12 protein-coding genes are annotated in these 14,922 nt (G+C 27.2%); 4 read left to right on the top strand and 8 right to left on the bottom strand.

The window, feature by feature from the left end; translation table 11 throughout:
- Nucleotides 1-13 precede the first annotated feature (13 nt).
- A complete protein-coding gene (gene purB, locus TR13x_RS02095) occupies nucleotides 14-1,444 on the top strand; it encodes an adenylosuccinate lyase (RefSeq protein WP_054870222.1) in 1,431 nt (476 codons plus the stop codon).
- 167 nt (nucleotides 1,445-1,611) lie between these two features.
- Entirely contained in the window at nucleotides 1,612-2,568 is a 957-nt protein-coding gene (locus TR13x_RS02090) for a tyrosine recombinase XerC (RefSeq protein WP_054870221.1), read from the top strand.
- 11 nt (nucleotides 2,569-2,579) lie between these two features.
- On the opposite strand, the gene TR13x_RS02085 is transcribed toward TR13x_RS02090, so the two are convergent.
- Entirely contained in the window at nucleotides 2,580-2,894 is a 315-nt protein-coding gene (locus tag TR13x_RS02085) for a LysM peptidoglycan-binding domain-containing protein (RefSeq protein WP_054870220.1), read from the bottom strand.
- A 146-nt stretch (nucleotides 2,895-3,040) separates the two neighbouring features.
- Between TR13x_RS02085 and lexA the strand changes: the two genes are divergently transcribed.
- The gene (lexA, locus tag TR13x_RS02080) at nucleotides 3,041-3,664 is read left to right on the top strand and encodes a transcriptional repressor LexA (protein WP_054870219.1); all 624 of its coding nucleotides are present in this window, start codon (nucleotides 3,041-3,043) and stop codon (nucleotides 3,662-3,664) included.
- A gap of 77 nt (nucleotides 3,665-3,741) precedes the next feature.
- Here the strand turns inward: lexA and TR13x_RS02075 are convergent, their stop codons facing one another.
- The 7 genes from TR13x_RS02075 to miaB form a co-directional block, all read right to left on the bottom strand.
- Nucleotides 3,742-5,028: a methionine gamma-lyase family protein gene (locus TR13x_RS02075; protein WP_054870218.1), complete on the bottom strand. Its 1,287-nt coding sequence runs from the start codon at nucleotides 5,026-5,028 to the stop codon at nucleotides 3,742-3,744.
- Between the two features lie 105 nt (nucleotides 5,029-5,133).
- Nucleotides 5,134-6,063 carry an AAA family ATPase gene (locus TR13x_RS02070; RefSeq protein ID WP_054870217.1) on the bottom strand — a complete coding sequence of 310 codons (930 nt, stop codon included), beginning with the start codon at nucleotides 6,061-6,063 and terminating at the stop codon, nucleotides 5,134-5,136.
- A 103-nt stretch (nucleotides 6,064-6,166) separates the two neighbouring features.
- Entirely contained in the window at nucleotides 6,167-6,445 is a 279-nt protein-coding gene (gene hfq / locus TR13x_RS02065) for an RNA chaperone Hfq (protein WP_054870216.1), read from the bottom strand.
- 34 nt (nucleotides 6,446-6,479) lie between these two features.
- Nucleotides 6,480-7,430, bottom strand: coding sequence for a tRNA (adenosine(37)-N6)-dimethylallyltransferase MiaA (miaA, locus tag TR13x_RS02060; RefSeq protein WP_054870215.1), 951 nt, complete (start codon nucleotides 7,428-7,430; stop codon nucleotides 6,480-6,482).
- A gap of 13 nt (nucleotides 7,431-7,443) precedes the next feature.
- Nucleotides 7,444-9,297, bottom strand: coding sequence for a DNA mismatch repair endonuclease MutL (mutL, locus tag TR13x_RS02055; protein WP_054870214.1), 1,854 nt, complete (start codon nucleotides 9,295-9,297; stop codon nucleotides 7,444-7,446).
- 11 nt (nucleotides 9,298-9,308) lie between these two features.
- Nucleotides 9,309-11,942 carry a DNA mismatch repair protein MutS gene (gene mutS / locus TR13x_RS02050; RefSeq protein WP_054870213.1) on the bottom strand — a complete coding sequence of 878 codons (2,634 nt, stop codon included), beginning with the start codon at nucleotides 11,940-11,942 and terminating at the stop codon, nucleotides 9,309-9,311.
- Between the two features lie 105 nt (nucleotides 11,943-12,047).
- The gene (gene miaB, locus TR13x_RS02045) at nucleotides 12,048-13,391 is read right to left on the bottom strand and encodes a tRNA (N6-isopentenyl adenosine(37)-C2)-methylthiotransferase MiaB (protein ID WP_082394748.1); all 1,344 of its coding nucleotides are present in this window, start codon (nucleotides 13,389-13,391) and stop codon (nucleotides 12,048-12,050) included.
- A 293-nt stretch (nucleotides 13,392-13,684) separates the two neighbouring features.
- Between miaB and TR13x_RS02040 the strand changes: the two genes are divergently transcribed.
- Complete coding sequence (locus TR13x_RS02040) at nucleotides 13,685-14,884, top strand: pyridoxal phosphate-dependent aminotransferase (RefSeq protein WP_054870211.1); 1,200 nt, start codon at nucleotides 13,685-13,687, stop codon at nucleotides 14,882-14,884.
- Nucleotides 14,885-14,922 lie beyond the last annotated feature (38 nt).

The raw sequence follows: 14,922 nt of genomic DNA, 5'->3' as shown, positions 1-14,922 counted from the left end.
AGGAGTTCGATTAATGAAAGACAAATATGAAAATCCACTAATAACAAGATATGCGAGTAAGGAAATGGCACAGATTTTTTCTCCTACAATGAAATATAAGCTTTGGAGGGATTTGTGGATAGCTTTAGCTGAAGCGCAAAAAGAATTGGGTTTAGGTATAAGTGAAGAGCAAATAGATGAAATGAAGAAAAATAAAGAAATAATTGATTTTGAATTGGCAAGAAAAAAAGAAAAAGAGTTCAGGCACGATGTTATGGCACATGTGCACACTTATGGTGCTCAATGTCCTAAAGCTAAGCCAATAATACATTTAGGAGCTACTAGTGCCTTTGTAGGAGATAATACTGATTTAATACTTATGTATAAAGCTATGAATTTGATTAGAATAAAACTTGTAAATTTAATCGATAAATTAAAAAAATTTGCTTTAAAGTATAAAGATGTACCGACATTAGGCTTTACACATTTTCAACCTGCACAATTGACGACTATTGGCAAAAGAGCTGCTCTATGGTTACATGATTTATATTTAGATTATGAAAACTTAGAATATAAAATGGATAATATAAAGTTGCGGGGAGCTAAGGGTACAACTGGTACGCAGGCTAGTTACTTAAAACTGTTTGATAGTGATCATGAGAAAGTTAAAAAGCTAGATAAATTAATTGCACATAAATTAGGATTTAGTGATACTTACCCAGTGACAGGACAAACATATTCGAGAAAAATTGATTTTGATGTATTAGCAGTACTAAGTGGCATAGCTCAAACACTTCATAAAATAACAAATGATATAAGGTTACTTCAGCATTTAAAGGAAATAGAAGAGCCGTTTGAAAAAAAACAAATAGGTTCTTCGGCAATGGCATACAAAAGAAATCCAATGAGAAGCGAAAGAATAGCTTCGTTAGCTAGATATATAATATCAAATCTTAGCAGTGCTGCGATGACGGCTTCAACACAATGGTTTGAAAGAACCTTGGATGATTCAGCTAATAGACGTTTGATTATACCTCAATCATTTTTGGCTTGTGATGCTATATTAGAAATTGCTATTAATGTATTTGATGGTTTGGTAGTATATGAAGAAGTTATAAAAACTCATATAGAGAGTGAACTACCTTTCATGGCGACAGAAAATATAATAATGATGGCAGTAAGAAAAGGTGGAGATAGACAGGAATTACATGAGGTGATTAGGCAGCTTTCTATGGAAGCAAGTAAAGTAGTTAAAGAGCAAGGTGGAAAAAATGACTTAATAGATAGGATTATTAATTGTGAAAAAATAAATTTGTCTAAAGAAGAAATATTTGATATTTTAGATCCTAAGAAATTTATTGGAAGAGCTCCAGAACAAGTTGTAGAATTTATTAAAGAATATATTGACCCGATTTTAGATAGATATAAAGATTTTTTAGGTATGAATGTTGAATTAAATGTATAGAATTTTTAAGACCCCTTAAATGGGGTTTTAATTTTGTTTGTTTTAATAGTTTGATTTTATGTTTTAAATTATTATATATTTAGGTGTTTTAGTTAGAAGGAATTTTATAAATTTTGTAGAATTAATTATACAAAATATACATTTTGTATAATAAGGAGTTGGAAAATATGAATGATATGCCAATAATTTTGGAAGATTTTTTAAATTACATTGAAACAATTAAAGGTAAATCACAAAATACTGCTAAAGAATACTTTTATGATTTAAGAACTTTTTTTAGATTTTTAAAAATAAGATATAGAATTGTTGATAAAAATACACCTTTAAGTATAATTAATATTGATGATGTTGATATAACTCTACTCCGAAAAGTGAATCTTCAAGATTTACATGCTTACATTTCGTACGTTGACAAAAATAGAAATAATAGTAATTATGCAAAAGCGCGTAAAGTTGCTAGTTTAAAGTCTTTTTTCAAATACTTACATAATAAAGCTAAGTTAATCGATGAAAATCCAGCTATAGAATTAGAATCGCCTAAGACTGACTCTAGGCACCCTATTTACTTAACCTTAAATGAAGCACAAGATTTATTAAAAGCAATAGATGGTAAATTTAAAGAACGAGATTATGCCATTATAACCCTTTTTCTGAATTGTGGACTTAGATTATCTGAATTAGTTAGTATTGATATAGACAAAATCAAAGGAGATACATTAACTGTTATTGGCAAAGGAAATAAAGAAAGAACTATATATTTAAATGAGGCATGTTTAGAAGCAATTAATAATTATTTAAGAGTTAGACCAAAAGAAGGTCTTAAAGATGAAAAAGCCTTATTTATAAGTAAAAGAAAAAATAGGATTAGCAATAAAACTGTTCAGTATATTGTTAAAAAATATATTAAGTTAGCGGGATTAGATCCCGATAAGTATTCTACACATAAACTTAGGCATACAGCTGCTACTTTAATGTATAAGTATGGTAATGTAGATATTAGAGCTTTACAACAGATTTTAGGTCACTCTACTGTTTCTACTACTCAAATCTATACACATATAGACGATGATAGATTAAGAAAAGCTGTTAAAAGTAATCCATTATCTAATATTAAAGAATATTAAAGAAAGGTAACCTAATCTAGGTTACCTTTCTTGGAGTAAATAGGTACTTTGATTATATCGCCTGGTTTAATTTTAGCTGTTTCTAAATCATTTAATTCCATTATTTTATAAACTAATTTTCTAATATCTTCTTTTTTACTATTGTTTTTTTTGGCTATATTCCACAAAGTATCTCCTGCTTTAACTTCAATATTTATGTATTGTGTATATGTAACACTATAAGCTTTTCCTATTTTGAACAAAGCACTAATAAGAACTAAAATTAAGGTAATAGATATAACAAGAAATATGATAAATCTAGTTTTGTTTACTATTTTAACTTTCATTTTTATACCACCTTTCGCCGAATGTATGTTCTACTTATATTATAAAAGAACATTTGTTCTAGGTCAAGCTTTTTTCGAACGAATGTTTGATTTTTTTTGTATGATATGTTATAATAAAGCAAAATTCAATTGTTAGGGGGCTAAAAATGTACGAAGATTTATCTTTTAAGCAACTTAAAATACTGGAGTTTATAAAGAAAGAAATACAAGTTAAGGGATATCCGCCCTCTGTAAGAGAAATTTGTAAGGCTGTCGGACTTAAATCTACTTCTACTGTCCATGGACATTTATCAAAATTAGAAGAAAAAGGATATATTAGACGGGATCCTACTAAGCCAAGAGCGATAGAAATCTTAGATAAAGATAATATTTACAACTATTATTCAAAAAAGGAAATTATTGAGATACCTGTTGTTGGCAAAGTTACTGCTGGTGAGCCTATACTTGCAGTACAGAATATTGAAGATATGTTTCCGCTACCATTAGATTTTATTCAAAGTGATAAAGTTTTCATATTATCTGTTAAGGGAGAAAGTATGATAGAAGCAGGTATTTTAGATGGAGATTATGTAATAGTACGCCAACAAAATTATGCAAATAATGGTGATATTATAGTTGCTCTTATTGATGATGAAGCAACTATAAAAAGATTTTTTAAAGAAGCTGATCATATAAGGTTACAACCCGAAAATCAATATCTTGAGCCGATTATTGTAAATGATGTCAAAATACTAGGGAAAGTTATTGGTGTGTTTCGTAAAATAAAATAAGCTGGATATCCAGCTTATTTTATTTTACATAATAAATTATTTAAATCGAAAATTAACTAAATCTAAGGTTCTATTCTTTATAATAAATTATCACTATATAAACTATTTAGAGCTATTATTATGCCCAGTTTACAATGTTCATATGTTAAACCACCTTGCAAATATGCCATAAAAGGTTCTCTAATAGGCGCATCGGCACTTAATTCAATAGATGAACCTTGTACGAAAGCACCAGCTGCCATAATAACTTTATCATCATATCCTGGCATATTCCAAGGTTGTGGTAAAACATAAGAATCAACTGGAGATGCACTCTGAATAGCTTGGCAGAATTTAACAACCTTATCTTTGCTATTTAGTTCTATACCTTGTATTATGTCACTTCTGAAGTCGTCTACATCAGGTACAACTTTATAGCCTAATTCTTTAAATACTGATGCAGCCAATAATGATCCTTTTAAGGCTTCAGCAACTATATGAGGAGCTAAGAACAAACCTTGTAAAGTAATTCTTGTTGTACCAAATGTTAACCCACAATCTTTACCTATGCCAGGAGCTGTGCTCCTATTTGCTATCATTTCTATAAGTTCTTTTTTACCAACTATATATCCTCCAGTTAGCGCTAATCCGCCTCCTGGATTTTTTATTAAACTTCCAGCGATTATATCAGCACCAATATCAGTAGGTTCTAATTTTTCGATAAATTCACCATAACAATTATCTACCATACATATAACATTCGGATATATTTTTTTTATACTTTCTATTGCGACTTTTATTTGCTCTATTGTTATAGCCTTACGAGTACTATATCCTGTAGATCTTTGAATAAGTAAAAGTTTAGTTTTAGAAGTTATAGAATTAATAACATCTCTAATCTTGATATTACCGTTATTATCTAAATTTATTTCTTTATAAGTAATTCCAAATTCAGATAAAGCACCTTTACTGTTTCCTTTAATGCCTATAACCTTTTGAAGTGTATCATATGGTTTACCTGTTATCGATAATATTTCATCTCCAGGTCGTAAAATGCCAGATAAAGTTAGATATAAAGCATGTGTACCTGATACAATAGTTGGTCTTACTAATGCATCTTCTGTGTTAAAAACATAAGAATAAATTTCTTCTACTTTTTCTCTACCGATATCATCATACCCATAACCGGTTGTCCAATTAAAATGTGTAGAATTTAACTTTGCTTTTTGCATTGCAATAATAATTTTATACTGATTATATTCTTTAATTTCATCAATTTGATTAAATTTTCTTTTTAATCTAATTTCATTTGATAAAACCAAGTCAATGATTTTTTTTTCAACACCAAAATGTTTACATAAAATATTTATCGTATCCTTATCCATGTAATCACCCCAATACTTTTATTATCTTTTGTATTTTAACATAATGTTGTTTTATAATCCATAAGTAATTATATACCTTATGCAATTGTAATATAAATATTATATCTAATATAAGTCATCTTCAACTATATCCTCTTCTAATATAGTTAACAAATCATATCTAGTTACTTTATGTTTATTTTTTAATCTTACAGCTTGCCTTCTAATAGCTCTTTCTATAATATTTCTAACATATCTAGCATTACCGTTATTATATACTTTCTTTTTTAAAATATGTTCTATTTTTAAAATTGCTTTATTTGAAAATTGATATTGTCTATCAGATGCAATTTTTTTAGCTATTAGAATAAGTTCTTTTATAGAATAATCTTTAAAATCAACATAAATAGGAAACCTAGATTTAAGACCAGGATTGGTTTTCAAAAAATAATCCATTTCATTTTTATATCCAGCTAATATTAATACAAAATTATCTTTATGATCTTCCATAGCTTTAACAAGAGTATCTATTGCTTCTTTACCAAAATCTTTTTCTCCACCTCTAGCTAAAGAATAAGCTTCATCAATAAAAAGTATACCACCTAAAGACCTTTTAATTTGTTCTTTTACTTTAACTGCTGTATGCCCAATATATTCTCCTACTAAATCAGCTCTATCTACTTCGATTAAGTGTCCCTTTTCTAAAATACCTATTTCTTTAAATATTTTCCCTAGCAATCTAGCTACAGTAGTTTTTCCTGTACCTGGATTACCTTTAAATACCATATGTAAGACTATTGGTTCTGTTAATAAATTTTCTGCTTTCCTTTTTTCTTGGATTTCAATAAAAGCTATTATTTCTTTGACTAGTTTTTTTACATTATCTAAACCTATTAAATTATTAAGTTCAGTTAATATATCATTTAGGCTAGTATTAGATTTACAAGAACTTTTTTTTATATTCTTTTTTTTATTTGAAAAAATGTCAAAAGTTGTGTATAAATTTGTTTTTCCATATTGATAAAATTTAAAGATTTCATGATTTTTACTATTCATAAATTCACCTCGAAAATAGCTGCTATTACTATTTTATGAATTAAGTTAATAAAATGTTAAAAGCTTTTAAGAATTAATTCTCAAAAGCTTTTAACATTTTGAACTATTCTACTATATTCTCATCATTTGTTAAGATATTTTGATTATTTTGAGGTGTATTTTTTGTTAAAAAGTTCATTGTTGAATTAGGTGAAATTGTTGATATAGCATGTTTGTAGATTAAATGTTGTTTTCCTTCATTTTCTAAAACGATAGTATAATTATCAAAACCCTTGACTATACCTTTAAATTTATAACCATTAATTAAGTAAATAGTTATACTTATATTTTCTTTTCTAACTTTATTGATAAAAGCATCCTGTAAATTAATGTTATTTCTCATTTAAACCCCTCCATTATGATATTTAAGATAATATTTAAAAATTTAATATACTTTTAACATAGTTAACTATATAATTTATAACCTCATTTTTATCATTAAATTCTTCTAGATTTATCCAATGGATTCTATCATCTCTTCTGAACCATGTTAATTGTCTTTTAGCAAACCTTCGAGTATCTCTTTTTAATATATTTATTGCTTCCTCTAGAGTACATTTCCCCTTTAAATAAGCAATAATTTCTTTATATCCTAAACCTTGCATAGAAGTTAACTCACTAGAATAACCCATTTCTAATAAGTTCTTAACTTCATTTACTAATCCTAACTCTATCATTTTGTCCACTCTATGATTTATTCTTGTATATAAATTTGCTCTATCTATAGTTAGGCCAACCATTGCAATATTGTATTTAGAATTTGGCTTTCTAAAATTTTTATAATAATGGGACATGGGTTTACCTGTTTCATAATATATTTCAAGTGCTCGAATAATTCTTTTTGTGTCATTTATATGTATTCTTTCTGCTGAAATTGGGTCAACCTTTTTTAATTCATCGTGAATATATTTATTACCGAAAGTTTTTGCCTTATTTATCATTTCATTGCGAAATTTTGGGTTAGAAATAGCATTGGTGAAATCTAGTTCATATACTAAAGAGTTAATATAAAGACCAGTTCCCCCTACTACAATAGGTAATTTACCTTTGTTTAATATTTCATTTATATATTTTTCTGCTAATTTTTTAAAGTCTGACACTGAAAACTTTTGGTCTGGATATATTTCATCTATAAGATAGTGTTTGATTCCTCTTTTTTCCTTTTTAGTAATTTTTGCAGTTCCTATATCCATGTATTTATATATTTGCATCGAATCTGCTGAAATAATTTCTCCGTTTAGTTTATGTGCTAATTCAATAGATATTTCAGTTTTACCTACTGCTGTAGGACCAATTAATATAAAAAGTGGAGCCTTTTGTAAATTCATAACATTTCACCTTCTACGTTCTTTTAAATTTCTTTTCTAATTCAAATTGTGTTAATTTAATAATTGTTGGTCTTCCATGAGGACAAGTGTAAGGATTTTCTGTTTTAAAAAGTTCTTTTATTAAGTTAGATATTTCTAATTCATCAATTTTATCACCAGCTTTAATAGAGCTTGTGCAAGCTAACTTCATTATCTTTTCTAATCTTAAATTATAATTACTCTCAAATTTGTTATCAGAACTTTCAAGATTATCTAGGATATCTAAAAACAATTTTTTAGCATTAGGTTTATTAAAAATAACCGGTACACTTCTAAGTATAACAGAATAATTTCCAAAAGGTTCTATAGTAAAACCTAACTTATTAAATATTTCTAGATTTAGTTCTACCTTCTTATATTCATTAAAGGTAAGATTAATTATTTCAGGCACAAGCATTTGTTGGGAAATAATAATTTGATTTTCTAATTGTTTTTTCAGTTTTTCAAACATTATTCTTTCATGTGCTGCATGTTGATCAATTATATATAATACAGCATTTAATTTATCTTCTGCTAAAATATATGTAGAAAATAACCTTCCAATAATTTGTATATTATCTATAGAAATTTCCTGGTTATTTTCTAAAGAATTTTCTTTTATTAATGAGTAATTTACAATTTGTTTAGTTTTGTAGGTTGCATTATTATCTGATAAATTAAAATCTTTTTCTATTTTAACTTTATCTAGTTTTTCGTGTTTGATTTTATTATTTTTTTCTACCAAAAAGCTATTTGATGATTTACCATAATTAGTTTCTGTATTTATTTTATCAATAAAGTTTATTTGATTTTCACAATTATTATTTTTATTATTATTAATGTTTATATTTGGAATAATGTCGCTCTTTTTTAAAATATCTTTAATTACATTATATATAATATCACTTATTTCTTTTTCGCTTCTAAATCTAATTTCAGTTTTAGTTGGATGTATATTAACATCAATTTCATGTGGAGATATAAATAAATAAAGTATTGCAACTGGGAATCTGTTTAGAGGTAGCAGAGTTCCATAAGCTGATTCTATAGTTTTTGAAAGTAAATTACTTTTTACATATCTATTGTTCACAAAAAAGTATTGATGAGATCTATTACCTCTAGTAAATGAAGGTTCTGAAACAAAACCTTTTATAAGGAAATTATGGTTTTTATAGTTTATTTTAATTAGAGAATTTAAAAAATTTCTGCCAAACAAATTGTAAATTACATCTTCTTCATCAGCATTACCTCGTGTTTTAAATATAATCTTGTTGTCTTTAATATATTTAAAAGATATATTTGGATTACTTAATGCAAGCTTATATATTATATCGTTTACTTTTAAAGTTTCTTTAGATTCACTTTTTAAGAATTTTGCTCTTACAGGAGTGTTATAAAATAAATTAGTTACAATTATAGTTGTTCCTTTAGGACAACCAACTTCTTCTTTATTAATTATTTTACCACCCTGTAATATTATTTGGTTACCTATAAGATTATTATCAGTTTTTGTTATAACTTTAACTTGAGATACTGCTGAAATGCTAGCTAATGCTTCACCCCTAAAACCTAATGATACAACTTTCTCCAAGTCTTCTATTTTATTAATTTTACTAGTAGTATGTCGCATAAAAGCTATTTCTAAATCATCACTTTCAATACCTGTTCCATTGTCTGTAACTCTAATATAATTTTTTCCATATCCTTTTACTTCTATAGTAATAGAAGTTGCACCTGCATCAATTGAATTTTCTACAAGTTCTTTTATAACTGATGCAGGTCTTTCGATAATTTCACCAGCAGCTATTTTGTTGATAGTATTATCATCTAATATTTTTATTTTACTCATCTAAATCTCTCCTATAATTCGCTTGCCTCTTTTATAATTTCATATAGAATATTTATTGCATCAAGGGGAGTTACTTTCATTATATCTATAGATTTTATTTTATCAATAAAATTATTGTATTTTAAATTAAAAAAATCTAGTTGGTATTCATTTATTTCATTAACATTACATACTTCTATATTTTCATCAATTGTTAATGCTGTATTGTTAATATCAGTTTCTTCTAGTCTACGTAAAATTTCCTTAGCTCTTTTGATTACATCAAGAGGTACACCTGCCAGTTTAGCTACTTGTATACCGTAGCTTTTATCTGCACTTCCTTTACCTATTTTTCTAAGAAAGATAATGTCATCTCCTTTTTCTTTAACTAATATACGAAAATTATTTACTCCTTCTATCTTACCTTCTAATTCACTAAGTTCATGGTAGTGAGTTGCAAAAAGAGTTTTAGCTTCTATTTTATCACTAATATATTCAATTACTGCCCATGCAATACTTAAGCCATCAAAAGTACTAGTACCTCTACCTATTTCATCTAAAATTATTAGACTATTTGCAGTTCCATTATTAAGTATATTTGCTACTTCACTCATTTCAACCATAAAAGTACTTTGCCCTTGAGATAGGTTATCAGATGCACCTACTCTAGTAAATATTCTATCAACTATTCCTATATTTGCATCATCAGCTGGCACAAATGAACCTATATGTGCCATCAAGGTAATAAGCGCTACTTGTCTCATATATGTAGATTTACCGGCCATATTAGGTCCTGTTATTATAGCAATTCTATTCTTATCATTATCAAGAAAAGTATCATTTGGTATAAATAAACCTTCCCCTAGCATTTTTTCTACTACTGGGTGCCTTCCATTTTTAATTTGGATTATTCCATCTAAATTTAGTTTTGGTTTTGTATAATTATTTTTATATGCAGTTATTGCAAATGCACAGAGAACATCTAAAATAGCAATTATTTTGGCGCTTTCTTGTATTCTTTTTATTTGATCTTTAATTGTTTCTCTAATATTAATAAAAATATCATATTCTAACTTTACTATTTTGTCTTGCGCTCCAAGTATTTTAGATTCCATTTCTTTCAATTCAGGAGTGATATATCTTTCTGAGTTAGCAAGCGTTTGTTTTCTAATATATTCGTTAGGAACATACTTTAAATTTGATTTTGTTATTTCTATATAATACCCGAAAACCTTATTATATCCTATTTTTAATGACTTGATTTTAGTCCTTTCTCTTTCATTTTGTTCTAATTTGTATATCCATTCCTTGCCTTTAGTTGCTGCTTCTCTAAGTTCAAATAATTCTTTACTATATTCATTTTTGATAATATTACCTTCCTTAATAGATATAGGAGGCTCATCAATAATTGCATTTTCTATAAGTTCATATATATCTTTTAATGTATCTAATTTTTTGCCTAAGGATAAAAGTAATTTAGAAGATGTTTTCTGTAAAATATTTTTAATAGCTGGAAAAACTAATACAGACTTTTTTAGGGAAATTAAATCTCTAGCATTACAAGTTCCATAAACAATTTTACCTATTATTCTTTCTATATCGTATACGCTTTTTAGAAGTTCTTTTATTTCGTCTACAACTAGAAAATTATTAAACAGATAATCTACGGCATCCAATCTTTCTTTAATATCTTTAATGTTTATTAAAGGTTCTTCTATCCATCTTTTCAACATTCTACCACCCATTGCGGTTGATGTACAGTCTAGTAGACCAAATAAAGAACCTTTTTTATTTTTGCCTCTTATCGTTTCAGTAAGTTCTAGATTTACACGAGTATTAATATCTAGCATCATAAAATTATCAATTGTGTAAAATGTAACATGATTCAAATGCTTTAATGTTATTTTTTGTGTTTCATTTAAATAATTAATAAGAGAACCTAATGATATTACAGAATATACCTTTCCATTTAGTCCATATCCATCCAAAGATAAAACTGACATTTGATTTAAAATTACTTCTTTAGCTACATTATATTCATAAGTCCAATTATCATAAAAGTTAGTAATTGAATTAAATTTATTTTCAATTTTTTTTATAATATCCTTTTTGTTGTATAAATAATCATTTAATATTATTTCAGTAGGACGAATTTTAGCTAATTCATCGAACAATGTGTTAATTAATATTTTTTCATTTCCTGTAATTTCAGTTGTATATAATTCACCAGTAGTAACATCGACATATGAAAGACCTATCCCTGTTATATCCATATATATACTACAAAGATAATTATTATTTTTGTCTTCTAGAATTTTTGTATCTGTTATAGTACCAGGTGTAATTATCCTAACTACATCTCTTTTAACAATACCTTTTGATTTTGATGGATCTTCTATTTGTTCACATATAGCTACTTTGTAACCTTTTTTAACTAGCTTAGCTATATAAGCATCAGCAGAATGAAATGGTACTCCACACATAGGAGCTCTTTCTTTATTACCACAGTCTCTACCTGTTAATGTGATTTCTAGTTCTTTAGATGCTAGGATTGCATCATCAAAGAACATTTCGTAAAAGTCACCAAGTCTAAAAAACAGAATTGCATCTTTATATTTTTCTTTTATATTTAAGTATTGTTTCATCATCGGTGTTAAATTTTTCAAATTATTTCCCTCCAATTTATATATACAGGTATATTATAACATATAAATGGCTTGGAATTTAAATAGGCTAAGGTAAGCCCTAGCCTATAATAACAAAAATATTTATCAGTCTATTAATTCACCTTCTAAAGTCCAAGTTTTAGGATTTGTAATTCTAACTTTAACTAATTTACCTATTAGGTTTTTGTCTCCCGAGAAATGAACAACTTTATTTGTTCTAGTCCTTCCTGTTACTTTTGTTTTATCAGTTTTACTTATTTCTTCAACTAGAACTTCAACTACCTTATTTTTAAGCTTTTGATTAATTTCTAAACTAATAGGATAAATAGTGTCTAATAGTCTTTTAAATCTTTTATGTTTAATGTCTTCGGGAACTTGATTTTCCATTTTTGCAGCTGGAGTACCTTTTCTTATTGAATAAAGGAATGTAAAAGCTGAATCAAACTTTACTTTTCTAACTACATCTAAAGTTTCTTCGAAGTCTTCTTCTGTTTCTCCAGGAAAACCTACGATTATATCTGTTGTTATGGCAATATTAGGTATTTCATTTTTGATTTTTTCGATTAAATTTAGATAATGTTCTTTTGAATATTTTCTATTCATAGCTTTTAAAATTTTATTACTTCCTGCTTGAAATGGTAAATGTATATGTTCGCATACCTTATCACATTCTTTAATGGCTAATATTAACTCATCAGAAAGATCTTTAGGATGCGATGTGGTGAATCTGATCCTTTCTATACCTTTTACTTCATTAACCATTCTTAATAATTGCGCAAAACTTACTTTTTTATCTAAATTTTTACCATAAGAGTTTACATTTTGACCTAATAAAGTTACTTCTTTACAACCCTGAGCTGAAAGTTCATTAATTTCTCTTAAAATATCTTCTGGAAGTCTACTTTTTTCACGACCTCTAGTATAAGGAACAATACAATAAGTACAGAAATTATTGCAACCATGCATTACATTAACAAAAGCTTTAAATCCATATTTTCTTTTAGCTGGTAATCCTTCAATTATGTTTCCTGAGTCTTCCCAAACGTCTATTATCATTCTAGAATTTTGTCTTGCATTAGCAATTAATTCTGGCAATTTGTGTATGTTGTGAGTGCCAAATACTATATCTACATGACTATATTTTTCTTTAATTAAATCTCTTATTTCTTTTTTTTGTGTCATGCAGCCACAAACTGCAATTAACATTTCAGGTTTTTTGTTTTTTAATGTTTTTAAATGTCCAAGATTACCATAAACTTTAAGCTCTGCATTTTTTCTAACAAGACATGTATTAAAAATGATTAGATCTGCATCTTTAGGTGTATTAGTTTCAATATAACCAATACTTTCTAAAATTCCGGACATTTTTTCAGAATCATGTTCATTCATCTGGCAACCCCAAGTCTCTATATAGTATTTTCTTTTCTGTAGATTGTTTGCTTTATTCAAAATAAGTCTCCTCCTCTTAATTACTGCTAATTATATAATCCCTATAATTAAAAAATATTATAACAAATAATTTTGGAAAATAGAAGAGTTATTAATTTTTAAGAATCACTTAATTAATATTGTTCTACATTAGAATTAAAAATAATTTATATTAAGTTGTGTAATGCAATTTTGTATTCAATTTCGATAGTCTTTTATTTAAAGACCTTTTTATGTTATTATAATATTGTTAGTATATTTTTTTGAATTTGATGAAAAGGTTTTCAGACTAATTTATTTAAGGAGGTATTATTATGGAACTTTCTAAAAGAATTTTATCAATGCAAGAATCACCAATTAGAAAATTAGTTCCTATAGCTGAGAAAGCTAAGAAAAATGGTAAAAAAGTTTATCATTTAAACATCGGACAACCTGATATTGAAACTCCTGATTCATTTTTTAAAGCTATTAGAAGCTTTGACCAAAAAGTATTAGCTTATACTAATTCACGAGGAATACCTGAGCTAATTAAAAGCTTTATTAATTATTATAAAAAGTATGATATTTATTTTGAAGAAGATGAGATACTTATCACAAATGGTGGTAGTGAAGCATTATTATTTGCTTTATTGGCAATTTGTGATTATGGAGATGAAATACTAGTTCCAGAGCCATTTTACACAAATTATAATGGTTTTGGTAATTCAGCAGGAATTAAAGTAAATCCAATAACAACAAGAGCAGAGGACGGTTTTCACTTACCAAAGAAAGAAGTAATAGTAAGTTTAATTACTGACAAAACTAAAGCTATTTTACTATCCAACCCTGGTAATCCAACTGGTGTTATTTATACACCAGAGGAAATAAACATGATTAGAGATATAGCAAAGGAAAACGATTTATTTATTATAGCAGATGAAGTTTATAGGGAATTTGTATATGATGACTTTGAGTATATAAGTTTTGCACACTTAGATGATATTAAAGACAGAGTAATTATAATAGATAGTGTATCAAAAAGGTATAGTGCTTGTGGAGCAAGAATAGGTTCAATTGCAAGTAAGAATAAGGAATTAATTAGACAAGTTTTAAAACTATGTCAAAGTAGACTTTGTGTTGCAACAATAGAACAAATAGGTGCATCTAAGCTAGTTAATGTACCAGATAACTATTTTGAAGGGGTTGTTGAAGAATACAGAAAAAGAAGAGACGTTGTATATGAAGCATTATCTACAATGGAAGGTGTATTATGTAGAAAACCACATGGAGCTTTTTATGTAATTGCCAAACTACCAGTAGAAAATGCCGAAGATTTTGTTAAATGGTTATTAAGTGATTTCGATGTAAATAATGAAACTGTTATGGTAGCACCTGCTGAAGGGTTCTATGCAACAGAAGGTTTAGGCAAAGATGAGATAAGAATATCATATGTTTTAAATGAAAATGATTTGAAAAAGGCAATGAATATATTAAAAGAAGGTCTTATTGAGTACAAAAAAATTAACACCAAATAGGTGTTTCTTAGAGGAAGCTAGCTAGCCTTCCTCTTTTT

The sequence above is a fragment of the Caloranaerobacter sp. TR13 genome (assembly GCF_001316435.1).
Lineage (GTDB): Bacteria > Bacillota > Clostridia > Tissierellales > Thermohalobacteraceae > Caloranaerobacter.
This window is presented reverse-complemented; position numbering and strand designations above follow the sequence as displayed.

Coding starts and splice junctions, on each gene's coding strand:
- purB (WP_054870222.1), top strand. CDS start 14: ATGAAAGACAAATATGAAAATCCACTAATAACAAGATATGCGAGTAAG.
- TR13x_RS02090 (WP_054870221.1), top strand. CDS start 1,612: ATGAATGATATGCCAATAATTTTGGAAGATTTTTTAAATTACATTGAA.
- TR13x_RS02085 (WP_054870220.1), bottom strand. CDS start 2,894: ATGAAAGTTAAAATAGTAAACAAAACTAGATTTATCATATTTCTTGTT.
- lexA (WP_054870219.1), top strand. CDS start 3,041: ATGTACGAAGATTTATCTTTTAAGCAACTTAAAATACTGGAGTTTATA.
- TR13x_RS02075 (WP_054870218.1), bottom strand. CDS start 5,028: ATGGATAAGGATACGATAAATATTTTATGTAAACATTTTGGTGTTGAA.
- TR13x_RS02070 (WP_054870217.1), bottom strand. CDS start 6,063: ATGAATAGTAAAAATCATGAAATCTTTAAATTTTATCAATATGGAAAA.
- hfq (WP_054870216.1), bottom strand. CDS start 6,445: ATGAGAAATAACATTAATTTACAGGATGCTTTTATCAATAAAGTTAGA.
- miaA (WP_054870215.1), bottom strand. CDS start 7,430: ATGAATTTACAAAAGGCTCCACTTTTTATATTAATTGGTCCTACAGCA.
- mutL (WP_054870214.1), bottom strand. CDS start 9,297: ATGAGTAAAATAAAAATATTAGATGATAATACTATCAACAAAATAGCT.
- TR13x_RS02040 (WP_054870211.1), top strand. CDS start 13,685: ATGGAACTTTCTAAAAGAATTTTATCAATGCAAGAATCACCAATTAGA.